We start from the raw sequence: 23,590 nt of genomic DNA, 5'->3' as shown, positions 1-23,590 counted from the left end.
TACCAGTCATTTGTACTGAACCTTCATTCAAGGCTCATACTCGAACGATTCAGAAAGCCACCTATGGAGATCCCACATGGCCAGCATCAAGGCAAAGACTGCTCAAGAAATCCTGATGAACGACTTCCAGACTCTGGTCAGCGACACCGAACGCCTGCTGGAGCACACCGCCACCCTGGCCGGTGATCAGGCTGATGAGTTGCGCGAGCAGATCCACGACAGTCTGCTGCGCGCCCGCGAAACCTTGAAATTGACTGAAGACTCCCTGCGCGAGCGCGGCCAGGCTGCCGTTACCGCAACCGAAGACTATGTTCAAGCCAATCCATGGCAATCGGTCGGGATCGCGGCCGGTGTGGGTTTCCTGATCGGCCTGCTGGCCAGCCGGCGCTGATATGGCAATCGGTGAATCCGGCCCGTCCGTGACGGGTACAAGCGCATCATCGCGGCGCCTGGGTGCCGCTTTCCTGGGATTGCTGCACAGTCATGTCGAACTGTTCGGTATCGAACTGCAAGAGCAAAAGGCCCGCACGGTAAGCCTGTTGCTGTTTGCGGGGCTCGCGCTGGTGTTCGCGCTGCTATTGCTGGTGGGGTTGTCGGGACTGGTAATGATCCTGTTCTGGGACACGTATCGCCTGCCCGCCATCATCGGCCTCTGCGTGTTTTATGCGCTCGCCGCGATCTTCTGTGCAATTCGCTTGCGAGCTGCGATTTACGATGAATCCTCACCCTTCCATGGCACGCTCGAAGAGCTGGCCAACGATCGGGAGCGCCTGCTGCCATGAACCTGCCAGAACTGCCACGCAACAGCACGCGCGCAGAAATGCGCAAGACACTGATCCGCCTGCGCATGGAAATGCATCGCCAGGAAATCCGCCATGAATCCCGGCAACTGCTGGAGCCGCTGCAACGCATGCGCGGGATGACGCACAACCTGCAGGAGGGTTTCGGCATCAAGCACGCGCCACTCTGGGGCGTGGCCGCCGTCACTTTGCTGGGATTCCTGACCGGCAAGGGGGCAAAAAACGCTGGCGGCATCAGCACCCTGAGCCGTCTGGTTCGCCTGGGCAATACCCTTGGGCCGCTGATCAAACTGGTGATGCAAGGTTCTTCGCACAGAAACTGACCAGCAGGTTCGACCTGCTTTTCTACCATGGCTGCCAGATGCCTCCTTCTGTCGAGGGGGGCATTGCGGTGTACATGCCCGGGCGGCAGGCACAAATCTGCGGCTCATCGCCTCGACGCTGGCCGGTTACAGTTGCGCTTGCAGGTGCCGTCGCGAAACGGGAAGCTAGGCCATCAGTCACCGGACGGAGAGAACCAGCCTTGGATTGGCACACCCTGCTTACCCGCGAACGCCTCGGAAAGCCTCTGCACAGCCCTGAAGAACTGGGCCGCAGTCCTTTTCACAAAGATCATGACCGCATCATTTTCTCGGGGGCGTTTCGCCGCCTTGGGCGCAAGACCCAAGTGCATCCGGTCTCCAGCAACGATCACATACACACGCGCCTGACCCATTCGCTGGAAGTCAGCTGCGTGGGCCGCTCCCTGGGCATGCGGGTCGGTGAAACCATCCGCAGCTCTCTGCCCGACTGGTGCGAGCCCAGCGACCTGGGAATGGTGGTGCAATCAGCCTGCCTGGCCCATGACATCGGCAATCCACCTTTTGGCCACTCCGGTGAAGATGCTATTCGTCACTGGTTCCAGCAAGCCGCCGGTCGTGGCTGGCTGGATGCGATGAGCGAAACCGAGCGCAATGACTTCCTGAACTTCGAAGGCAATGCACAAGGCTTTCGGGTACTCACCCAGCTTGAATACCACCAGTTCGACGGCGGTACCCGGCTGACCTATGCGACCCTGGGTACCTACCTGAAATACCCGTGGACGGCGAAGCACGCCGACTCCCTGGGCTACAAGAAACACAAATTCGGTTGCTACCAGAGCGAGCTGCCGCTGCTGGAGCAGATCGCCCACAAGCTCGGTCTGCCGCAGCTGGAGGATCAACGCTGGGCGCGTCATCCACTGGTGTACCTGATGGAAGCCGCCGATGACATCTGCTACGCGCTGATCGACCTCGAAGATGGCCTGGAAATGGAGCTGCTGGAATACGCTGAAGTCGAGTCCCTGCTGCTCAACCTGGTCGGTGACGATCTGCCGGAAACCTATCGCCAGCTCGGCCCCAACGATTCACGCCGTCGAAAGCTGGCGATCCTGCGTGGCAAGGCCATTGAACACCTGACCAATGCCGCGGCCCGCGCCTTCGTCGAGCAACAACAGGCGCTGCTGGCCGGTACGTTGCCCGGCGATCTGGTAGAGCACATGCACGGCCCCGCCAAGCGTTGTGTGCTCAATGCCAAGGACATGGCTCGTAAAAAAATCTTCCAGGACAAGCGCAAGACCCTGCACGAAATAGGCGCCTACACCACCCTGGAAATCCTCCTCAACGCGTTCTGCGGAGCCGCGCTGGAACAACACAACGGTCGCACGCCTTCGTTCAAAAGCCGCCGCGTCCTCGATCTGCTGGGCAACAATGCGCCCGATCCCCACGGCTCGTTGCACACATCGTTCCTGCGCATGATCGATTTCATCGCCGGCATGACCGACAGCTACGCCAGTGACATGGCGCTGGAAATGACCGGCCGCTCAAGTCACTGACGAGTGTCGACTGATCAGCCATTTCGCCGTCAGATCTGGCTGATCTCCTTCCTCAAAACCAAATGCACTCAAGGTTTACCGAATCGTCCTACATACCCTGTAGAGCGAACTGATCGCCCGTGCGCTTCTCACACGAAACAATCACCCTCCCTCTGTTCGCCAGATGAAGTGAGTTCTCATGACCGAAAACGATCTGCGTATCTTGCTGGTGGAAGACCATCCATTCCAGCTCAGAGTCACTGGATATCTTCTGGAAAGTTATGGCTTCACCCAACTGACATCCACCGACAGCGCCCATTCGGCGATGCAACAAATGTCCAGGGCGGCACAACCCTTCGATATTCTTTTATGCGACCAATGCCTGCCCGGGCTGTCCGGACTCGACCTGGTCCGATACGCCAGCCAGCAAGGAATGATCAGACAGGCCATCTTGTTGAGTAGTCTGACGAGCGCTGAATTGGACGGACTCAAAAGAACAGCCATCGAACATCAACTGCCATTGCTGGGCTATCTGATGAAACCCCTGGAACAAGCGGAGTTCAGAAGTCTACTGGCCATGACGCCTGTATAAAAACAACGCATTAAAATCCGAAAAAAAACACAACACAACTTGCAAATGAAAACTTTGAATAAACAACCAAAAGCACAAATTATTTCTTAAAAATCTATTTGATACGTAGGTCCATTCTTTTTCACGCGTAGGACTTTTCCTATATTGCCGCCACGGGCTCGCCAGTTCATACGTCCTGCCAACCATCTGAGCTATGGTGCGCGCTTTATTTGAGCTCGCATGGGATTTGAATATGAACTCCGTTTTTATTGTCGACGATCATCCTGTCATCCGCCTGGCCGTTCGAATGTTACTGGAACACGAAAACTACAAAGTCGTAGGCGAGACCGACAATGGTGTCGACGCCATGCAAATGATTAGAGAATGCATGCCTGACCTGGTGATTCTCGACATCAGCATTCCCAAACTCGATGGACTGGAAGTGCTGTCCCGTTTAAACGCCATGAACACACCTTTGAGAACTCTCGTATTGACAGCCCAATGTCCGACCCTGTTCGGCATTCGTTGCATGCAATCAGGTGCGTCGGGATATGTATGCAAACAGGAAGAACTCAGCGAACTGGTCAGCGCTATTAAAGCGGTATTATCAGGATACAACTATTTCCCGAGTGAAGCGTTGAATCCGGCCCGGGGTGATGAGGCGCGTTGCGCCGAACTTGAATTATTCAAGTCGGTAAACGATCGGGAACTAATGGTATTGCAACTTTTTGCGCAAGGACGCTCCAACAAGGAAATTGCCAAAGGCATGTTTCTCAGCAACAAGACCGTCAGCACCTATAAAAAGCGACTCATGCAGAAACTCAAAGCCCAATCACTGGTTGAGCTGATCGAAATGGCAAAACGCAACGCACTCGTGTGAGAAGCCGGATGCCCAGTCGCTTGAAGGATAATCTGATAAGGATGACCGCAGGTTTGTGCCTGAGCACTTCACTGCTCGCAGCGCAAACCAGTGAAAACTACACGTTGCTCAGCCGCTCAAACGCCGGACATCTGCAAGTCCAGTTCAGCGAAGCACAACGGTTATGGCTCAACGACAAACGCGAACTGGTACTTGGCACCTCGGCTCAGGATTATCCGCCTTTTGACCTGACCACCAGCGGTCATGACTACGAAGGGTTCACTGCCGATTACGCCGGCATCCTGGGCACCGTTACCGGCCTGCCAATAAAGGTCAGGCGCTTCGAGTCCCGGGGGGCTGCGATCTCCGCTCTTGCAAGCGGCGAAGTCGATTTACTCGGTACTGCCAATGGCTTCGAAGCCGGTAATGCCGACCTCGCGCTCTCCATACCCTACGCCGTCGATCAACCGGTACTGGTGACGCGGGAGGGCGAAACCAGATCCCTGACCGACGGACTGGCAGGTTTACGCCTGAGCATGCTTTATCACTACTTGCCGCTGTCGGAAGTCAAGGCGATGTACCCCCAGGCGATCATCACCTCCTATCCGTCGTACCAGAACGCTATCAGTGCCGTCGCTTTCGATCAGGCGGATGTGTTCCTGGGCGACACCATTTCGACGCACTACATGATCAACAAGGGGTACCTGAACAACATTCGCATGGCCAATTTCGGCAAACATGAAGCCCATGGCTTCAGCTTCGCCGTGACCAGGAACAACCCCGAGCTGCTCGGCATCATCAACAGGATGCTCATGGCCATCCCCTCGACTGAACGAGAAAACATTGCAAAGCGCTGGAGTGCAGGCAGCGATATTCTGCTTACGGATCAGAAACTGCAGCTTACCGACCGCGAAGAGCAGTGGCTGGCGCAACATCCAGTCGTGCGCGTGGTGGTCAATGAAGCCTTTGCCCCGCTGACCTTTTTCGACAGTGAGGGTAATTTTCGCGGGGTCACCGCAGACCTGCTTGAGCTGATCAGGCTACGCACTGGTCTGCGCTTCGACATCCGGCGCAGCCGCAACGACGATGAGATGATCGAACAGGTCAAGGGCGGCCAGGCCGACGTGATCGCCGCCCTGCTGCCCAGTGCACAACGTCAGGCGACATTGAATTTTACTCGCCCCTTTCTGGAAAATTCCTACGTCCTGTTGACCCGAAAAGCAAAGGATAGCCCGAGCAATCTTTCCCAGCTGCAAGGCAAGCGCCTGGCGATAGCCCGAGGTAACCCCCTGCTCGATTACCTGCGCAGCGAGTTCCCCCACATCAAGCTGATCGAAACCCCGGACAGTTTCAGCGCAGTAGAGATGCTCGCCGAAGGCAAGGCAGAAGGCGCGGTGAACTCCCTGATAATCGCCAACTACTTCATTTCCTCGCAGCTCTTCGAACACACACTGCAGATCAGCACCACCATCGGCACCGAACAGGCCGCGTTCTCCCTGGCGACAGCCCGGCAAGCCGGGGACCTGAACGCCATTCTCGACAAGGCTTTGCTGAGCATCGCACCGGAGGAGCTGGGCATCATCAACAGCCGCTGGCGTGGCTATTCAGCGACCGCCCACAGCACCTGGCGAAATTATCATCGGTTGTTTTATCAGATCGTCATCGGTGCCGGGGTGCTACTGCTGCTTTCCGTGGCCTGGAACGATTACATGCGCCGCCAGATCAAACAGCGCAAGGCCGCCGAGCGCGCATTGAACGATCAATTCGAGTTCATGCGATCGCTGGTCAACGGTACGCCACATCCAATCTACGTACGCGACCGCCAGGGCCTGCTGCAAAGTTGCAATGACAGTTACCTGCAAGCGTTTAGCGCCAGACGCGAGGACGTCATCGGCAAAAGCGTCATGCAGGGCGCCATGAGCAATGTGTTCGAAGCCCGGGAATTTCAGGCCGATTACCAGCGTGTTGTTGCCAACGGCACCCCGCTGATTATCGACCGTGAGCTGCACATCGATGGCAGGCGCTTGACGATCTATCACTGGATTCTTCCCTATCGGGACTCCAGCGGCGAAGTGCGCGGCATTATCGGTGGCTGGATCGACATCAGTGAGCGGCGGCAATTGCTCGATGACCTGCGTTGCGCGAAGGAACGTGCCGATGAAGCCAATCGTGCCAAGAGTACCTTTCTGGCCACCATGAGCCATGAAATCCGTACGCCGATGAACGCGATTATCGGCATGCTCGAATTGACCCTCAAGCGCATAGATCTTCAGCACCCGGATCGACCGGCCATTGATGTTGCGTACAGCTCGGCCAAGGACCTGCTGGGATTGATTGGCGACATCCTCGATATTGCCCGGATCGAATCCGGACACTTGAGCCTGAGCCCGGAGCGCGTCAATCCCGGGGAGCTCGTGACCTCGGTAGTACGAATTTTCGATGGCCTGGCTCGACAGAAAAACCTGGATCTTCTGCTGGAATTCCATCCGGCCTACCCCGTAATCGATGTCATGCTGGACCCGTTGCGCTTCAAGCAAGTGCTGTCCAATCTGGTCAGCAACGCCATCAAATTCACCGAACGGGGCGAAGTCAGGGTCATTGTTGATCTGAGCTGCGTTGACGAGCCCGATCAGGTGCAAATGCGCCTACAGGTCCGGGACAGTGGCATGGGCATCAGTGAACGGGATCAGCATCGTCTGTTCGAACCATTCGCCCAGGCCGACAACGCCGCGCAATCGGCCAGGGGTGGTGCAGGGCTGGGGCTGGTGATCAGCCGCAACCTGTGCGAGATGATGGGGGGCAGCTTGCAATTGAGCAGCCAGTCGGGGGTCGGCACTCAAGTCGAGGTTTCGTTGCAGCTCAAAACATTGCCGGCACAGCCTTTGCCGAATACGGCCGAAGTACAAATCTCTACCGCACGGAGCGCACTGAATGTCCTGGTGGTGGACGATCATTCAGCCAATCGCTTGCTCATGTGCCAGCAACTGGAGTTCCTCGGCCACCGAAGCAAGGTTGCCGTCAATGGTCAGGAAGGGTTCGAGGCGTGGCAAGCCGAGTCGTTCGACCTGGTCATTGCCGATTGCAACATGCCGGTCATGAACGGCTACGAACTGGCTCGCGCCATACGCCGGCACGAACAGCAAGCCCGGCGCCCGCCCTGCACCATCCTGGGCTTTACCGCCAACGCGCAGCCAGAGGAAATACAACGCTGCAAGCAGGCCGGGATGGATGACTGCCTGTTCAAGCCCCTCAGCCTGAACGCCTTGAGTCAAAGGGTCGATGGCATCGAGCCGGGCCATGGCGTTCTACCATTCAGTCTCAATGGTTTGCACCTGCTGACAGGGGGTAACCCGACCTTGAACAGGCGCTTGCTGAGCGAGTTGGTGAAGAGCAACCGGCTCGATCTGCAATCGCTGCTGGCTTTAACGTTTCCAGAGGACAAGCAGTCACTGCTCGACTTCGCCCACAAGATCAAGGGCGCAGCCCGTATCGTCCAGGCATCTGGCGTAATCGAGCGCTGCGAGGCGCTCGAAACAGCCTGTCATGGGGATTTCCATGGTGAAAAGGTGGCTCAATGCATAACCGCCATGGAGCGCGCGTTGCTTGAATTGGAACAGGCATTGCTGCAACAGCTTGAGTACAACGCCGAGAGCACGATGACAGAGCCTTAACTATGCTTGAACGCTCAGCAGTGCGTTTCCAGCCTGGAGAAACCTGCAATGCCCAACCCACTGCATCCGGACGCACGGCGCTTTCCGCTGCACGTCCATATCAGCGTGATGTTCACTTTCCTGCTGCTGTTGACCGGGGTAGTGCTGGGCATTTTCAACTATCGGCAAACCACGCAAATCATTCTTTCGAGCAGTGAAAAGCTGTTTGAACGCATCGAGCAGGACGTTCGCCTGGACCTGCAAGCCACCTATGAACCGATTCGTCATCTGTTGAGCCTGCTTGTCGTCAACCCGGCGGGGCATGCCCCTGACCTGGAACAACGCCTGGCGCTGCTCGCACCGTTCAGCCAGTCGCTCAAGGACAATCCTGACCTGGCCTCGCTGTATGTAGGTTACGGCAACGGCGATTTTTTCATGGTACGCCCCCTACGCACCCCGGACCTCAAAGCGCTGCTCGATGCCCCGCAGACGGCGGCTTATCAGGTCTGGAGCATCGAACACGACAACGCAGGAATGGTCCATTCCCAGTCGTTGTTTTTCGCTCAAGACCTGACTCTCGTCAGCCATCGGGACAACCCCAACGATACTTACGACCCACGCAGTCGCACCTGGTTTACCCACGCCCGTAGCAACAACGATCAGATCACCACCGAACCCTACATTTTTTTCTCCACCCACAACATTGGTACCACACTGGCCCGACGCAGCGACGAAAACACCGTCATGGGCGCCGACCTGACCCTGGCCGAGCTCAGTGCAACCCTGGCCAGGCACGTCGTGACCCCCAGTACCGAAATCGTGCTGTTCGATGCCCAAGGCAATGCCATCGCCTACCCCGACAGTTCCCGGCTGATCATCGACGATAAGACCGCGCGCCTGATCAAGGCGGCGGACCTGAGCCCCAGTCTCGGCGCGCTGCTCAAGAATCCTGTGGCGGGCAATCGGCTCAACGCCTATGGTCGACAATGGATCGTGGCCCGCAGCAGCCTGCAGGAGGGCGGCCCACACGGGCTGGAACTGGCAATGCTGGTCCCGGAAGATGAGTTGCTCGCCGACGCCTACCGCATGCGCTGGCAAGGCGCGCTGATTACCCTGGCAACATTGCTGTTGTGCCTGCCTCTGGGTTGGTTGACGTCAAGAGTCCTGGTCAAACCCCTGCGTGCACTGGTGAAGGAAGCGGATGCGATTCGCAGTTTCGACTTCAACTTCCCGGTTTCCCGGCGCTCGCCAGTCCTCGAAGTCGATCAACTGAGTGTGTCGATGGCGCGGATGAAGGACACCCTGGCAAGCTTCTTCCAGATCACCGACAGCCTGAGCGCCGAAACCCGATTCGCCCCGCTGCTCGAACGAGTGTTATTTGAAACCGCGAAAATCGCCCAAGCCCAGGCCGGCCTGATTTACCTTCGTGAAGGAGACGGCGATCGCATGGAGCCCCACGGCCTGGTGCTCAACAACAGTTCCGAGGAGCTGTCGTCGTACGACATTCGAGGCCACGCGCTTGAAGACCCGCAGAGTCCGGCCTGGATGCTGCAACTGGCGAAAACCGACAATATTGTCACCAGTCTCGGTTTCGATCAGGCGGCAGACCTGCAACACGTGCTCCTGGCACTGGCCTGCCCCCGGGTTCATCTGATCGGTATCCGCTTGCACAACCGGCATAACGAAACCGTGGGCTTGCTGGTACTGCTGCTCGCCGACAGCGGCAATCAGAGTGATCAGGAAAAACTGCGGCCCGATCGCATCGCGTTCATCCAGGCGGTGTCCGGCGCGGCCGCTGTCAGTATTGAAAGTCAACGCCTGCAAGCCAGGCAAAAACAATTGCTGGACGCCTTCATTCAACTGCTTGCCGGCGCGATCGACGCGAAAAGCCCCTATACCGGTGGCCATTGCCAGCGTGTCCCGGAACTGACCCTGATGCTCGCCCACGCCGCAGCTGCCAGCCAGGAGCCTGCCTTCAAAAGCTATCAACCCGGCGAAGATGAATGGGAGGCGCTGCACATCGCAGCCTGGCTGCACGATTGCGGCAAAGTCACCACCCCGGAATACGTGGTCGACAAAGCCACGAAACTGGAAACCCTGAACGATCGCATCCACGAAATCCGCACCCGCTTCGAGGTGCTCAAACGCGATGCCTGGATCGACTACTGGCAGGCCGTCGCCATGGGCGGTGACGCAAAGCCCCTGACAGAGCTGCGCAACGCTACCCTGGCCGGGCTGGATGAGGATTTTGCCTTCGTCGCCCGCTGCAACCTTGGTGGCGAAGCCATGGCAGAGGCAGACCTGCAACGTTTGCGCAGTCTGGCGCAACGTACCTGGACCCGCACCCTGGATGACCGTCTCGGGGTTTCCTGGGAAGAAAACCGGCGACAGGCACGAACACCCGCCCCGGCTCTGCCCGTCAGCGAGCCGCTATTGGCGGACAAGCCGGAACACCTGTTCGAGCGTGCGCAAAGCGAGCTGATTGCCCAAGACAACCCATGGGGCTTCAAACTCGACGTGCCCGCCTACAAGTACAACCGGGGCGAGTTGTACAACCTGAGCGTTGTGCGCGGCACCCTGACGGCCGAGGAGCGCTACATCATCAATCACCACATGGTGCAGACGATTCGGATGCTCAGCCACCTGCCCTTCCCCGGCCATCTCGGCACGGTCGCGGAAATTGCCGGCGGCCACCATGAGAAAATGGACGGCACCGGTTATCCGAAACGCTTGAGGCGCGAGCAAATGAGCCTGCCGGCGCGAATGATGGCAATAGCCGATATTTTCGAAGCGCTGACGGCTGCCGATCGCCCCTACAAGAAGGCCAAGACCTTGAGTGAGGCGCTGGGCATCATGGCCTGCATGTGCCGTGATGCCCACATCGATCCTGAACTCTTCGGACTGTTCATCAACGCGCAAATTTATTTGCAGTACGCCAAGCGCTTTCTCGACCCCCAGCAAATTGATGCGGTGGACGCTTCAAGCCTGCTGGCCAAGGCCGGACTGGCTTGATCAGCAGTCGCTCAGACGCAGGAAAATCGCCGCAAGCTGCTCGATACCGGCCTGGTCTTGGGCGGTGAAGCGCGCCAGTTTCGGACTATCGAGGTCAAGCACACCGATCAGTCGGCCGTCCTTGACCAGCGGCACGACCAACTCACTGTTCGACGCGCTGTCACAGGCGATGTGACCGGGAAACGCGTGCACATCCTCGACCCGTTGGGTCTGCAAGGTGGCTGCTGCCGTCCCGCATACCCCGCGACCGAACGGAATGCGCACGCAGGCGATCTGCCCCTGGAACGGGCCTAGCACCAGCTCTTCGTTGCGATTGAGGTAAAAACCGGCCCAGTTCAGGTCGTCAAGCTGGTTGAACAGGAACGCCGAGAACTGCGCGGCGTTGGCGATGAAATCACGCTCGTCCGCCAACAAGGATTCAAGCTGTGCGTGCAGCATGCCGTAGCCTTCGAGGCCCTGGCCGCTCTTTTGTAAATCGATCATGCCTTGTGCTCCAACAGTTTGAGCCCGACCCAGTAACGGGCAAATTGATAGGCGCAGCGCCCGTTGCGATTGCCCCGCCCAGTGGCCCAACGCACCGCCAGAACGTCCAGCTCTTCGGTGCGTTGCCACGGCAGGCCGGCCTTGCTGGCCAACTGACCGACCCAGTGCTCGACCACATTGAGGAAGTGTTCCTGGGTGAAGGGATAAAACGACAACCACAGGCCGAAACGATCCGACAGGGCGATCTTGTCTTCCACCGCCTCGCTGGGATGCAGTTCGCCATCAACACGCTTCCAGTTTTCGTTATCGCTTTCCTTTTCCGGCACCAGGTGCCGACGGTTGGAGGTGGCGTACAGCAAAACATTGTCCGGCGCCTGCTCCAGCGAGCCGTCGAGCACGCTTTTGAGCACTCGATAATCACCCTCGCCCGATTCGAACGACAGGTCGTCGCAGAACAGCACAAAACGCTGGGGCAATTTGCCGATCTGCTCAACGATTCGTGGCAGGTCCGCCAAGTGATCGCGTTCAATTTCGATCAGGCGCAGACCGGCCTGGGCGTGTTCAGCGAGCAAGGCGCGAATCAGCGAAGATTTGCCGGTGCCGCGTGAACCCCAGAGCAGTGCATGGTTGGCCGGCATGCCATCGAGGAACTGTTGGGTATTACGCCCCAGTTGCTCCACCTGACGATCGACGCCAATCAGGTCGCTCAGGCGCATGTCGAGGCTGACCTGCAGCGGCAGCAGAAAGCCGCTGCGTGTCTCGCGCTGCCAGCGCGCGGCCAGGCAATGCGTCCAGTCGATAGCGGGGCGAGGCGCGGGCAGCAACGGCTCGATTCGGGCCAGTACGGCATCGGCGCGCTCAAGAAAAGCATTCAATCGGGAATCCACGACTTCTCCTCGGACACGTTGACAGTAATGATGGCGATGCAGCGACGAAGCACAGCGTCCGGTGACCGGCTTACCTGATTGAACAAGGCTCTCGAGAACTTCGGTCGCCCTGCATGATCGGCTATGCTTGAGCAGCGAAGAAAACGGAAGTGGTTCAACCCCCCATGGATATCAAGTTCACCAACCGGCTGTCATACAAGCAGGCCCGGCTTACCGTGCTGGTTGGTTTCATTCTCGGCACGCTGCTCAGCGTGCTGCAAATAGGCATCGATTATGCCAGTGAAGACGCCTCCATCAACCGGGAAATCCTGTCTTTGCTGGAAATCAGCCACAACCCGGCCTCACGCATCGCCTACAACATCGACGCCGAGCTCGCCAGGGAGTTGACCCAAGGGCTGTTGCGCTCGCCGGCGATCATTGGTGCAAAACTGACCGACAACAACGGTATCGTGCTGGCGAACGTCAAACGACAAGGCATGCAAAGCGGTTATCGAGTGCTCAGCGACTTCCTGTTCGGCGCCCATAGACAGTTCGAAGACCGTCTCTATCTGGATCACATGAACAGCGAAGCCCTCGGAACGCTGCAGCTGGATGTGGACACCTTCTCCTTCGGCAACCGCTTTCTGCGCCGGGCCGAAGTCACCCTGCTCAATGGTTTCGCCCGCAGCCTGCTGCTGTCGGGCATCCTGCTGGCGTTGTTTTATGTCATGTTGACCAAGCCTCTGGTACGCATCATCCACGAGCTGAGCGGTCGCGACCCGCGCAGTACGCAACCGACATCCCTGGAGTGCCCCGCGGGGCACGCCAATGACGAAATCGGCGTGCTGGTCAAGGTCGCCAACCAGCAATTCGCCAATATCGCCACCGAAATCCAGCAGCGGCGCAGCGCCGAAAACCGCCTGACCGAGTACCTCGGACAACTGGAAAACATCGTCTCGGCCCGCACTGCCGAACTCAAGGCCATCAACGCACGGCTCAGCCTGTCCAACCAGGAACTGGAAGTCGCCCGCCGTACAGCCCTCGACATGGCCGAAGCGCGCTCGGTATTCGTGGCTAACATGAGCCACGAAATCCGCACTCCTCTCAACGGTTTGCTGGGAATGATCGCGCTATCGCTCGACGGCCCGCTGAACCCCGAGCAGCAACAGCAGCTATCCATCGCCCATGACTCGGGCAAAGTTCTGGTGGAGTTGCTCAACGATATTCTCGACTTGTCGAAATTCGATGCCGGCCAGCTCGAACTCGAACACATCCCCTTCGACCTCGGCGCATTGGTCGAAGACACCGCCAACCTGCTTTCGCAAAACGCCGCGCCAAGCGTCGAGCTGACCTGCCTGATCGATCCGCGCTTCCCGGCACTGGTACTGGGCGATCCGACCCGGGTTCGGCAAATTGTCAGCAACCTGTTATCCAATGCCCTGAAGTTCACCCGCTTCGGTCGCGTCGATGTGCGCCTTTCAAACGCTGCAAATGGCGTCAGAATCGAAGTCTGCGACACGGGTATCGGAATTCCCCAGGACGCCCAGGTCAAGATACTCCAGCCCTTCACCCAGGCCGGCGCCGGCATTACCCGGCAGTTCGGCGGCACCGGGCTGGGCCTGGCCCTGACCTACAACCTCTGCGAAGCCATGCAAGGGCGCCTGACGATCAGTTCCGAGTCGGGTTTTGGCAGCCAGTTCTGCGCCGAGCTGCCGTTACCCGCCCATACCCGCGTAATACCTGCCCCCCTGCTGCAGGGCAAGGTCATCGCAATCACCGACGCCAGCAGTGGATTGGGTGAACTGCTGAGCAGCCTGCTGCCTGGCTGGGGACTCGACTATCAACGCCGATCCATTGATGACCCGCTACTGGGCGTAGAACTCGATGTACTGATCACCGACTGCCCCGAATGCCTGTTCAGTCTGCGCCCCACCGTTACCGCACCGATTCTGCTGGTGACCGCCTACGGCAATTTCATGCCCATCGAAGAAGTCAGCGCTCTGGCGCCCTTGCAGCAGCAGGCACGGCCTCTGGCGCGCAACGCGCTGTACCAGGCCTTGCGACGCCTCTTGCAACCGCAGACCGAGACACTCAACGATGCCCGCCTCGACACGCTGAACTCGCAACCCCGTGGACGCGTGCTACTTGTAGAGGACAATCCGGTCAACCAGCTGGTGGCCAAGGGTATGCTCGGCAAACTCGGCTGCGAGGTGGTCACTGCCGCCCACGGTGCCGAGGCACTGGATCAACTTGAACTCAGGGACTTCGATCTGGTGCTGATGGACTGCAACATGCCGGTCATGGATGGCTACGAGGCCAGTCGGCAAATTCGCCACAGCGGACGCTGGCCACAGCTGCCCATTGTCGCCCTGACGGCCAACGCCATGTCCGAAGAGCGTGAACGCTGTCGTGCGGCGGGCATGAGTGACTACCTGGCCAAACCCTTCAGGCGCGAAGAACTGGCCGCCCTCCTCGATTTGTGGATTCCCGCTAAGTCAGTGCCTTGATCTGACCCAGCAGGTGATCAAGCCCGTCGCGCAAGTCATTGAGTCGATCAAGATCAACCCCGCTATCGCATAACAACCGCGCCTTGAGGGGCCCAACCTGATCGCGCAGGCCCCGGCCGGCAGGCGACAGACTCAGATGCACTTCACGCTCATCCCGTGCCGAGCGCTGACGTTGCACCAGGTGCAGCAGCTCCAGGCGCTTGAGCAACGGCGTCAGCGTGCCAGAGTCCAGCGCCAGGCGCTCGCCCAGCGCCTTGACGGTCGGCTGCTGCGGGGCGTTCTCCTGCCATTCCCACAACACCAGCATCGCCAGGTATTGCGGGTAGGTCAGGCCCAACTGATCGAGCATCGGCTTGTAGGCACGGATGACCGCCCGGGAAGCGGCGTACAGCTTGAAGCAGAGCTGGCTGTCCAGGCTCAGGGAGTCGATGGACAAACTGTTCATTTGAGCAGGGCTTCGATCTCGCGGCTCAGGTCCTGCGGCTTGGTGGCCGGGGCGAAGCGCTTGACCAACTGGCCGTCCTTGCCGATCAGAAACTTGGTGAAATTCCATTTGATGCCCTGGGAGCCCAACAGACCCGGTGCGCGTTTCTTCAATTGCACGAACAGCGGGTGAGCGCCGGTGCCATTGACTTCGATCTTTTTGAACAGCGGGAAACTGACCCCGTAGTTCAACTCGCAAAATTCGGAAATCGCCCCTTCGTTACCTGGCTCCTGTTTGCCGAACTGATTGCAGGGAAAACCGAGAACCACCAGACCTTGATCCTTGTAGGTCTGCCACAGCTCTTCGAGGCCCTTGTACTGCGGGGTGAAACCGCACTTGCTGGCGGTATTGACCACCAACACGGCTTTACCGGCGAAATCCGCCAGGGTCTTTTGTTCACCCTTGATGGTGGTGCAAGGGATGCTCAGCAGATTGTCGCTCATGGCGCAGGTTCCGAATGGAAGACAGGAATGACAAAATAGCGAGCAATTGAATTGCGTGCAATTGAATTGATCACCCCGCTCTCTCTTCCGACATAAATTCCGAACCGCAGGAGCTGGCTTGCCAGCGATCAGGCCCTTGAACCTTGCATCGCAATTGCCGACGCTATCGCCGGCAAGCCGGCTCTTACGGACAACCCGGGATCAGTTGCGGGGGACGAGATCCAGGCACACCGAGTTAATGCAGTAGCGCAGGCCGGTCGGCGGCGGACCATCGGGAAACACATGCCCAAGGTGCGCATCGCATTTGGCGCAGACCACTTCGGTACGGATCATGCCGTGGCTGACATCACGGATCTCGACCATGGCACTGTCGGCGATCGGTGCGTAGAAGCTCGGCCAGCCGCAGCCGGAATCGAACTTGGTGCTGGAGTCGAACAGCGCTTCATTGCAGCAAATGCAGTGGTAGACGCCATCAATTTTCGTGGCGTTGTATTTGCCGGAGAACGGTCGCTCGGTGCCTTTGAGGCGGCACACGTTGTACTGCTCCGGGTCGAGCATCGCCTTCCATTCTTCCAGGGTTTTTTGCAACTTTTCCATCATCACACCTCGGCGGCTGAAAAAGCCCGATCTGTATCTTTTCCACTGATCGGGCGGCACGTATGATTGCGCCTCATTTGACGCCAGTCTGGCAGCAGCGTTACACGCACTCAAACGGATTTTGGGGCGAGCGGCCCAAGCGCCAGGTTTGAGCAAGAACGCAGAATTCCCAGTACGGTAGTTTATACACCGCCTGGATCGTTCACTTTCGGGAACACATCGCCATGCAGGTCAGCAAATCGAACAAGCTCGCCAACGTCTGCTACGACATTCGCGGCCCGGTGCTCAAGCACGCCAAACGCCTGGAAGAGGAAGGCCATCGCATCCTCAAGCTGAATATCGGCAACCCGGCGCCTTTTGGTTTCGAAGCGCCGGACGAAATCCTCCAGGATGTGATCCGCAACCTGCCGACCGCACAGGGCTATAGCGACTCCAAGGGCCTGTTCAGTGCGCGCAAGGCGGTGATGCAGTACTACCAGCAAAAACAGGTGGAAGGTGTCGGTATCGAAGACATCTACCTGGGCAACGGCGTTTCCGAACTGATCGTGATGTCGATGCAGGCCCTGCTCAATAACGGCGACGAAGTGCTTGTGCCGGCTCCTGACTACCCGCTGTGGACCGCTGCGGTGAGCCTGTCGGGCGGCAACCCGGTGCATTACCTGTGCGACGAACAAGCCAACTGGTGGCCGGACCTGGCCGACATCAAGGCCAAGATCACCCCGAACACCAAGGCTCTGGTCATCATCAACCCGAACAACCCGACCGGTGCGGTGTACTCGAGAGAAGTCCTGCTAGGCATGCTGGAACTGGCCCGCCAGCACAATCTGGTGGTGTTCTCCGACGAAATCTACGACAAGATCCTGTATGACGATGCCGTGCACATCTGCACCGCGTCCCTGGCACCGGACCTGCTGTGCCTGACGTTCAATGGTCTGTCCAAGTCTTATCGCGTGGCGGGTTTCCGTTCCGGGTGGATCGCCATCTCCGGTCCTAAACACCACGCCCAGAGTTACATCGAAGGCATCGACATGCTGGCCAACATGCGCCTGTGCGCCAACGTGCCGAGCCAGCATGCGATCCAGACCGCCCTGGGTGGCTACCAGAGCATCAACGACCTGGTACTGCCTCCAGGCCGCTTGCTGGAGCAACGCAACCGCACCTGGGAGTTGCTCAACGACATTCCCGGCGTGAGCTGCGTCAAGCCGATGGGAGCACTCTATGCCTTCCCGCGGATCGACCCCAAGGTGTGCCCGATCCACAACGACGAAAAGTTCGTCCTGGACCTGCTGCTGTCCGAAAAGCTGCTGGTGGTTCAGGGAACCGCGTTCAACTGGCCCTGGCCCGACCACTTCCGCGTCGTGACCCTGCCCCGTGTCGACGACCTGGACATGGCCATCGGACGTATCGGCACCTTCCTCAAGTCCTACCGCCAGTAAGCTACTATCACCGTGCGATGCTCGCGCAACTCGCACGGTGATTGATTCAGCAACATATCTTCACGCCCTGGACGTTAACGCCGCCGCTATCCTCGACGGGGCTGCACTCTCCCGCCGGGCCCAACAACGGCGGGGCCTGTGACGTGAACCGGTTTACAAACGCCTGCTGCTTCGACGTCGGAAATGTCCTTCAAACAGCTAGACTGTTGCTGTAGGACACAGTTTGAAATAGTCACCCGGTTGAATACCCCGGTGCATCACCTTATATACCCCGCAGTACGCTACATCTTTAGCAAAAGGAGATTTCTACAACCATGATGCGCATCCTGCTGTTTTTGGCCACTAACCTGGCGGTCGTGCTGATTGCCAGCATCACCCTGAGCCTTTTCGGCTTCAACGGGTTCATGGCGGCCAATGGGGTTGATCTCAACCTCAATCAGCTGCTGATTTTCTGTGCGGTCTTTGGTTTTGCCGGTTCCCTGTTCTCGCTGTTCATCTCCAAGTGGATGGCGAAAATGAGCACCAGCACCCAGATCATCACTCAGCCGCGCACGCGTCACGAACAATGGCTGCTGCAAACCGTCGAGCAGCTGTCCCGCGAAGCCGGGATCAAGATGCCGGAAGTCGGGATCTTCCCGGCCTACGAGGCGAACGCCTTTGCCACCGGCTGGAACAAGAACGATGCACTGGTTGCCGTGAGCCAGGGTTTGCTCGAACGGTTCTCGCCAGATGAAGTGAAGGCGGTGCTGGCCCACGAAATCGGCCACGTAGCCAATGGCGACATGGTCACCCTGGCACTGATCCAGGGCGTGGTGAACACCTTCGTGATGTTCTTCGCGCGGATCATCGGTAACTTTGTCGACAAGGTGATCTTCAAGAACGAAGAAGGCCAGGGTATCGCCTACTACGTGGCGACCATCTTCGCCGAACTGGTCCTGGGCATTCTGGCCAGCGCCATTGTCATGTGGTTCTCGCGCAAGCGTGAATTCCGTGCCGACGAAGCGGGTGCAAACCTGGCCGGCACCGCCGCGATGATTGGCGCGCTGCAACGCTTGCGGGCAGAACAAGGTCTGCCGGTGCACATGCCGGACACCCTGAATGCCTTCGGCATCAACGGTGGTATCAAACAAGGGTTCGCCCGCATGTTCATGAGCCACCCGCCGCTGGAAGAGCGTATCGACGCACTGGCTCGTCGTCGGGGCTAAGTGATTCGTAGTGCAAATGAAAAGGCCCGCAGTGATGCGGGCCTTTTTTTGTCTGCCTGGAAGCTTCAGTGTTTTTCCGGGCCTCTTCGCGGGCAAGCCCGCTCCCACAGGTTCCGAGCCGTCCACAAGATCTGCGGCGCCCGCCCCTGTTGCAGTGGGCTTGCCCGCGAAGAGGACGGCACGGGCAAAACAAATTATTGACTGGAAACCCGATACACCCGCTCCTCCAGCCGCGTGACACCCGCCTCCAGAAACTTCCCGCTTTCGCTCAACACATCCTGATCTTCCAGGATCTTCAGCGCCCATGAGTCCCCGAGCAACCGCTGCACCTCATCATCGAGTACAGCAAATGGCGGCCCGGGCATTTGCGCCTGGTCATAGTCCAGGGTGATCACCAGGCCATGGGACTCATTGGGCAGTATCCGCTTCAAATGGGCGGCATAGCGCTCTCGCATTGGCGCCGGCAGCGCGATCAACGCCGCGCGATCATAAAGCGCGGAGCAATCGGCAACGTCACCGGCCGTCAGCTCGAAGAAATCGCCGCACCACAGCTCAATCGAACCTGCCCGATAAACCTTGAACGGCCCCTGTTCGCTGACGGCCGGATCAAAGCCATGCTCGCTGAAAAACTCCTCGACGGCCTTTTCCGACAGTTCGACGCCCAAGACCTCATGACCTTGGTGAGCGAGCCATAGCAAATCCAGGCTTTTACCACATAGCGGTACTAACACCCGGGCACCTTCTTCAAGGTTTAGCGCTGGCCAGAACCGCTTCAGATGAGGGTTGACCTGCGGCAGGTGAAAGCCGATCTGATTCGACGCCCACTTCTTGTGCCAAAACTCCGGCTGCATAAATAACCCCGAATATTCGATCAAAACACCCTAAAACTTATATTAGATTTAGATCAATGATCTGACTGAAGATGGTGACATCTTAACCCTCAGGAGCTCATTCATGTTCCCCAGCCTGTATATATCCCATGGCTCCCCGATGCTGGCCCTGGAACCTGGTGCCAGTGGGCCAGCTCTCGCGCGTCTGGCAGCGCAAATGCCGAAGCCAAAAGCCATCGTGATTGTTTCTGCGCACTGGGAAAGCAACGAATTGCTGGTCAGCGGCAATCCGCAGCCTGACACCTGGCATGATTTCGGCGGTTTTCCCAAAGCCCTGTTCGAAGTGCAATACCCGGCGCCTGGCAATCCTCAGCTGGCCGCAGAAGTTGTCGAGCTGTTGAAGGCGAGCAACCTACCCGCCCGGATTGACCCCGGGCGCCCCTTCGATCATGGGGTCTGGGTGCCCTTATCGTTGATGTATCCTCAGGCGGACATCCCGATCGTGCAAGTGTCCTTGCCCACCCGTGGCGGCCCGGCCCTGCAAACCCGCGTTGGCCAAGCCCTGGCCAGCCTGCGCGAGCATGGCGTGCTGCTGATCGGCTCCGGCAGCATCACACACAACCTGCGGGAACTGGACTGGCATGCCGGCCCCGAGAGCGTTGAGCCCTGGGCCCTGGCATTTCGCGAATGGATGATCGACAAACTCGCCGCAAATGACGAAGCCGCGCTGCACGACTATCGCCAACAAGCGCCGAATGCCGTGCGCAACCATCCCAGCGACGAGCACTTGTTGCCGCTGTATTTTGCCCGTGCCGCGGGAGGACCGTTCAACATTGCCCATCAGGGGTTCACCATGGGTGCACTGGGCATGGACATCTATCGCTTCGGCTGACAGCAAGACCGCGTCGCGACCTTCGCGAGCAAGCCCGCTCCCACATTTGATCGCACTCTTTCCAAAGTCACGCGGTCGTCTGTGGGGGCGGGCTTGCTCGCGAAGGGGCCACCGCCACACTTCAGCCGGGCTTTGAACTGCAGGCAAAAAAAATCCCCGAACCAGTCGGGGATTTTTTATGTTCGATCAATCAGCCCGAGAGCGGATCAATCTTCGCGGTAGCGACGCAGCTTCAACTGCTTACCGGCAACGCGAGTGTCCTTGAGCTTGGTCAGCAACTTCTCAAGACCATCTTCCGGCAACTCGACGAGGCTGAAGCTGTCACGCACCTGGATGCGACCGATCGCTTCACGCGCCAGACCACCTTCGTTGAGGATGGCGCCCAGCAGGTTCTTGGCAGCGATACCATCACGCGCACCCAGCGCGGTACGGCAACGGGCACGGCCTTCGCCCAGTGGCATCGGAGCACGACGCTCGCGGTCACCACGCTCAGGACGATCACCGGAACGCTCTGGACGATCGCCACGCGGTGCATTGTTCGGCACCAGTGGACGCTCTTTCTCGATAGCGGCCAGGTTCAGCGCTTGACCGTTGGTAGCCTTGCGCAGCAGGGCTGCGGCCAGGGCACGCGGGCTGCAACCGATGTCGGCGGTCAGGCGATCGAGCAGATCACCGTGAGTCGATTCGGCTTCAGCCACCAGCGGCGACAGGCTGTTGGTCAGCTTCTTGATGCGCGCATCCAGAACGGCTTGAGCGTCCGGCAGGCGAACTTCAGCAACCTTTTGACCGGTTACACGCTCGATCACTTGCAGCATGCGGCGCTCACGCGGAGTCACCAGCAGCAGCGCACGACCTTCGCGACCGGCACGGCCGGTACGGCCGATACGGTGAACGTAGGATTCCGGATCGTACGGCATGTCAACGTTGAACACGTGAGTGATGCGCGGAACGTCCAGGCCACGAGCAGCAACGTCGGTCGCCACAACGATGTCCAGACGGCCATCCTTGAGGGAGTCGATCACGCGCTCACGCTGGTTCTGGGCGATGTCACCGTTCAGCGCAGCGGCTTTGTAGCCTTTGGCTTCCAGGGCACTGGCCAGGTCCAGGGTCGCTTGCTTGGTGCGCACGAACATGATCAGGGCGTCGAAGTCTTCCACTTCCAGCAAGCTGAGAACGGCAGAAGTCTTCTGGTCAGCGTGAACCAGCAGGTGAGCCTGCTCGATCGCGGTAACGGTCTGGGTCTTGGTCTGGATCTTCACGTGTTGCGGATCGCGCAGATGGCGCTCGGCAATGGCACGGATCGACTGCGGCAGGGTAGCCGAGAACAATACGGTCTGACGGGTTGCAGGCAGGGCCTTGAAGATGACTTCGAGGTCGTCCATGAAACCCAGTTTGAGCATTTCGTCGGCTTCGTCGAGAACCAGGTGGTTCACGGTCGCCAGGACTTTTTCGTCACGACGCAGGTGGTCGCACAGACGGCCCGGAGTAGCGACAACGATCTGTGCGCCATTACGGATTGCTTTCAGTTGCGGGCCCATAGGCGCGCCGCCGTAAACGGCCACAACGGTAACGCCGGGCATTTGCTTGGCGTAAGTTTCAAAAGCGGTTGCTACTTGCAGCGCCAACTCACGAGTTGGCGCCAGGATCAGGGCTTGCGGTTCGCGCTTTGCAGGATCGATGCGATGCAGGATCGGCAGGGCGAACGCTGCGGTTTTACCCGTACCGGTTTGCGCCTGACCAATCATGTCGTGTCCGGCCATGATGATCGGGATCGATTGCTGCTGAATAGCCGATGGCTCTTCGTAGCCAGTCGCGGTGACGGCTGCAAGAATATTCGGATTAAGATTAAAAGCGGCGAATCCGCCGGATTCCTGGGTCATGGGTCTGCCTCTAAGTGCATCCGCAAAGACCCATGCTCCAAAGCTGCGCGTGCCGTGTTGAGACTCAAGAGTCGCCCTGGCAGCTTTGTCGGCGGGGATTTGCGAAAACGAATGAATGAAAGAATCGTTTAGGAAGTGTTCGCTGGGCGAACTTGCAACCGAATCTGACTTCGGGGAATTGCGCCACCTAAACGCGGCCCGGCTAAAGGCCGGCGCGCACTATACCGGAATTCGCCCAAAAAGGGAGCTTTTTTTATCGTAAATGCGCTGGATAAACCTTTGCGTCACAGGCTTTGCGGATAATCGATCGAGCGTCTACTTTTCAAAGGCCCGGCCCTGCGGCTGAAGAAGCTAAAACGGTTCACCCTTGCAGTGCAGACCGCCTGTCTGACAGCCCTTTCCCCACCCGAGGAACTGCTCCATGAATCAGCCTTCTTCCAGCCGAGTCAGCCGCCAAAGGCAGGGTCATATTCTGATGATCGGTCTGGATCGGGTGGCCAAGCGCAATGCCTTCGATCTCGATCTGCTCAACGAACTGAGTCTGGCCTACGGCGAATTCGAAGCCGACAGCGAAGCACGGGTGGCGGTGATTTTCGGCCACGGCGAACACTTTACCGCCGGGCTCGATCTGGTCAACGCCAGCGCGACATTGGCCAATGGCTGGCTGCCGCCACCCGGTGGCGCCGACCCCTGGGGTATTTCTACCGGTCCTCGAGTCAGTAAACCGGTAATTGTCGCCGCGCAGGGTTACTGCCTGACCATCGGCATCGAGTTGATGCTGGCAGCCGACATCAACCTGTGCGCCAGCAATACCCGATTTGCGCAAATGGAGGTGCAGCGCGGGCTCTTCCCGTTCGGTGGTGCAACCTTGCGCCTGCATCAGGTCGCCGGTTGGGGCAACGCCATGCGCTGGCTGCTGACCGGAGATGAGTTCGATGCCCATGACGCATTGCGCTTGGGACTGGTGCAGGAGGTCATGGCCAGCGAAGATTTGCTGCCACGGGCGATGGAGCTGGCCGAGCGCATCGCCCGCCAGGCGCCGCTGGGTGTGCAGGCAACCTTAATGTCGGCCCGACAGGCCCGCTATGAGGGGGAAACCGCCGCAGCACAAGGGTTACCACCGTTGGTGAAGAAGTTACTGGCCAGCGAGGATGCCGCCGAGGGCGTGCGCTCCATGGTTGAGCGGCGGCCCGGAGTTTTCAAGGGGCTTTAGCCTTGTATTGGTTTTTAGGCCCCCTTCGCGA

The 23,590-nt window shown here is 58.7% G+C and carries 20 protein-coding genes; 13 read left to right on the top strand and 7 right to left on the bottom strand.

Annotated features, from left to right (window positions below; genetic code table 11):
- Positions 1 to 76: 76 nt before the first annotated feature.
- The 8 genes from ASE98_RS08695 to ASE98_RS08660 all read left to right on the top strand — a co-directional run bounded on the left by ASE98_RS08695 (position 77) and on the right by ASE98_RS08660 (position 10,723).
- Positions 77 to 391, top strand: coding sequence for a DUF883 family protein (locus tag ASE98_RS08695; RefSeq protein WP_060540964.1), 315 nt, complete (start codon positions 77 to 79; stop codon positions 389 to 391).
- A 1-nt stretch (position 392) separates the two neighbouring features.
- Positions 393 to 782 carry a phage holin family protein gene (locus ASE98_RS08690; RefSeq protein ID WP_060540963.1) on the top strand — a complete coding sequence of 130 codons (390 nt, stop codon included), beginning with the start codon at positions 393 to 395 and terminating at the stop codon, positions 780 to 782.
- On the top strand, positions 779 to 1,123 hold the full coding sequence (locus ASE98_RS08685; protein WP_060540962.1) for a hypothetical protein: 345 nt from the start codon (positions 779 to 781) through the stop codon (positions 1,121 to 1,123). Before ASE98_RS08690 ends, ASE98_RS08685 begins: the two co-directional genes overlap by 4 nt.
- 200 nt (positions 1,124 to 1,323) lie before the next feature.
- Positions 1,324 to 2,652 (top strand): deoxyguanosinetriphosphate triphosphohydrolase, encoded by a 1,329-nt coding sequence (locus ASE98_RS08680; protein ID WP_060540961.1) that lies wholly within the window; start codon positions 1,324 to 1,326, stop codon positions 2,650 to 2,652.
- A 178-nt stretch (positions 2,653 to 2,830) separates the two neighbouring features.
- Positions 2,831 to 3,223, top strand: coding sequence for a response regulator (locus ASE98_RS08675; protein ID WP_060540960.1), 393 nt, complete (start codon positions 2,831 to 2,833; stop codon positions 3,221 to 3,223).
- A gap of 232 nt (positions 3,224 to 3,455) precedes the next feature.
- Entirely contained in the window at positions 3,456 to 4,082 is a 627-nt protein-coding gene (locus tag ASE98_RS08670) for a response regulator transcription factor (protein WP_060540959.1), read from the top strand.
- A gap of 8 nt (positions 4,083 to 4,090) precedes the next feature.
- Positions 4,091 to 7,732 (top strand): transporter substrate-binding domain-containing protein, encoded by a 3,642-nt coding sequence (locus ASE98_RS08665; RefSeq protein ID WP_060540958.1) that lies wholly within the window; start codon positions 4,091 to 4,093, stop codon positions 7,730 to 7,732.
- A 48-nt stretch (positions 7,733 to 7,780) separates the two neighbouring features.
- Complete coding sequence (locus ASE98_RS08660) at positions 7,781 to 10,723, top strand: HD domain-containing phosphohydrolase (RefSeq protein ID WP_060540957.1); 2,943 nt, start codon at positions 7,781 to 7,783, stop codon at positions 10,721 to 10,723.
- Here the strand turns inward: ASE98_RS08660 and ASE98_RS08655 are convergent, their stop codons facing one another.
- Entirely contained in the window at positions 10,724 to 11,206 is a 483-nt protein-coding gene (locus ASE98_RS08655) for a GAF domain-containing protein (RefSeq protein ID WP_060540956.1), read from the bottom strand.
- On the bottom strand, positions 11,203 to 12,093 hold the full coding sequence (locus ASE98_RS08650) for an ATP-binding protein (RefSeq protein ID WP_060540955.1): 891 nt from the start codon (positions 12,091 to 12,093) through the stop codon (positions 11,203 to 11,205). The genes ASE98_RS08655 and ASE98_RS08650 overlap by 4 nt, the downstream gene beginning before the upstream one ends.
- Positions 12,094 to 12,257: 164 nt before the next feature.
- Between ASE98_RS08650 and ASE98_RS08645 the strand changes: the two genes are divergently transcribed.
- Positions 12,258 to 14,579 (top strand): hybrid sensor histidine kinase/response regulator, encoded by a 2,322-nt coding sequence (locus tag ASE98_RS08645; RefSeq protein ID WP_060540954.1) that lies wholly within the window; start codon positions 12,258 to 12,260, stop codon positions 14,577 to 14,579.
- On the opposite strand, the gene ASE98_RS08640 is transcribed toward ASE98_RS08645, so the two are convergent.
- From ASE98_RS08640 to msrB, 3 genes are all read right to left on the bottom strand, one after another.
- A complete protein-coding gene (locus tag ASE98_RS08640; RefSeq protein ID WP_060540953.1) occupies positions 14,563 to 15,024 on the bottom strand; it encodes a MarR family winged helix-turn-helix transcriptional regulator in 462 nt (153 codons plus the stop codon). The genes ASE98_RS08645 and ASE98_RS08640 overlap by 17 nt on opposite strands.
- Entirely contained in the window at positions 15,021 to 15,506 is a 486-nt protein-coding gene (locus ASE98_RS08635; protein WP_060540952.1) for a glutathione peroxidase, read from the bottom strand. Before ASE98_RS08635 ends, ASE98_RS08640 begins: the two co-directional genes overlap by 4 nt.
- A gap of 201 nt (positions 15,507 to 15,707) precedes the next feature.
- Positions 15,708 to 16,103, bottom strand: coding sequence for a peptide-methionine (R)-S-oxide reductase MsrB (gene msrB / locus ASE98_RS08630; RefSeq protein WP_060541019.1), 396 nt, complete (start codon positions 16,101 to 16,103; stop codon positions 15,708 to 15,710).
- Between the two features lie 224 nt (positions 16,104 to 16,327).
- Here msrB and ASE98_RS08625 point away from each other — a divergent pair, with 224 nt between their 5' ends.
- Positions 16,328 to 17,539, top strand: coding sequence for a pyridoxal phosphate-dependent aminotransferase (locus tag ASE98_RS08625; protein ID WP_060540951.1), 1,212 nt, complete (start codon positions 16,328 to 16,330; stop codon positions 17,537 to 17,539).
- Between the two features lie 314 nt (positions 17,540 to 17,853).
- Positions 17,854 to 18,744, top strand: coding sequence for a protease HtpX (gene htpX, locus ASE98_RS08620; protein ID WP_007973520.1), 891 nt, complete (start codon positions 17,854 to 17,856; stop codon positions 18,742 to 18,744).
- Between the two features lie 194 nt (positions 18,745 to 18,938).
- On the opposite strand, the gene ASE98_RS08615 is transcribed toward htpX, so the two are convergent.
- Complete coding sequence (locus tag ASE98_RS08615) at positions 18,939 to 19,595, bottom strand: thiopurine S-methyltransferase (protein WP_060540950.1); 657 nt, start codon at positions 19,593 to 19,595, stop codon at positions 18,939 to 18,941.
- A gap of 103 nt (positions 19,596 to 19,698) precedes the next feature.
- Between ASE98_RS08615 and ASE98_RS08610 the strand changes: the two genes are divergently transcribed.
- Positions 19,699 to 20,466, top strand: coding sequence for a DODA-type extradiol aromatic ring-opening family dioxygenase (locus ASE98_RS08610; RefSeq protein ID WP_060540949.1), 768 nt, complete (start codon positions 19,699 to 19,701; stop codon positions 20,464 to 20,466).
- 206 nt (positions 20,467 to 20,672) lie between these two features.
- Here the strand turns inward: ASE98_RS08610 and ASE98_RS08605 are convergent, their stop codons facing one another.
- Positions 20,673 to 22,346, bottom strand: a complete 1,674-nt coding sequence (locus ASE98_RS08605) for a DEAD/DEAH box helicase (RefSeq protein ID WP_060540948.1) — start codon at positions 22,344 to 22,346, stop codon at positions 20,673 to 20,675.
- A 421-nt stretch (positions 22,347 to 22,767) separates the two neighbouring features.
- Between ASE98_RS08605 and ASE98_RS08600 the strand changes: the two genes are divergently transcribed.
- Positions 22,768 to 23,559 carry a crotonase/enoyl-CoA hydratase family protein gene (locus ASE98_RS08600; RefSeq protein WP_060540947.1) on the top strand — a complete coding sequence of 264 codons (792 nt, stop codon included), beginning with the start codon at positions 22,768 to 22,770 and terminating at the stop codon, positions 23,557 to 23,559.
- Positions 23,560 to 23,590 lie beyond the last annotated feature (31 nt).

It is taken from the genome of Pseudomonas sp. Leaf48, assembly GCF_001421885.1.
Lineage (GTDB): Bacteria > Pseudomonadota > Gammaproteobacteria > Pseudomonadales > Pseudomonadaceae > Aquipseudomonas.
Note: the sequence above shows the minus strand (reverse complement) of the source record. Positions and strands in the feature narration are given on the sequence as shown.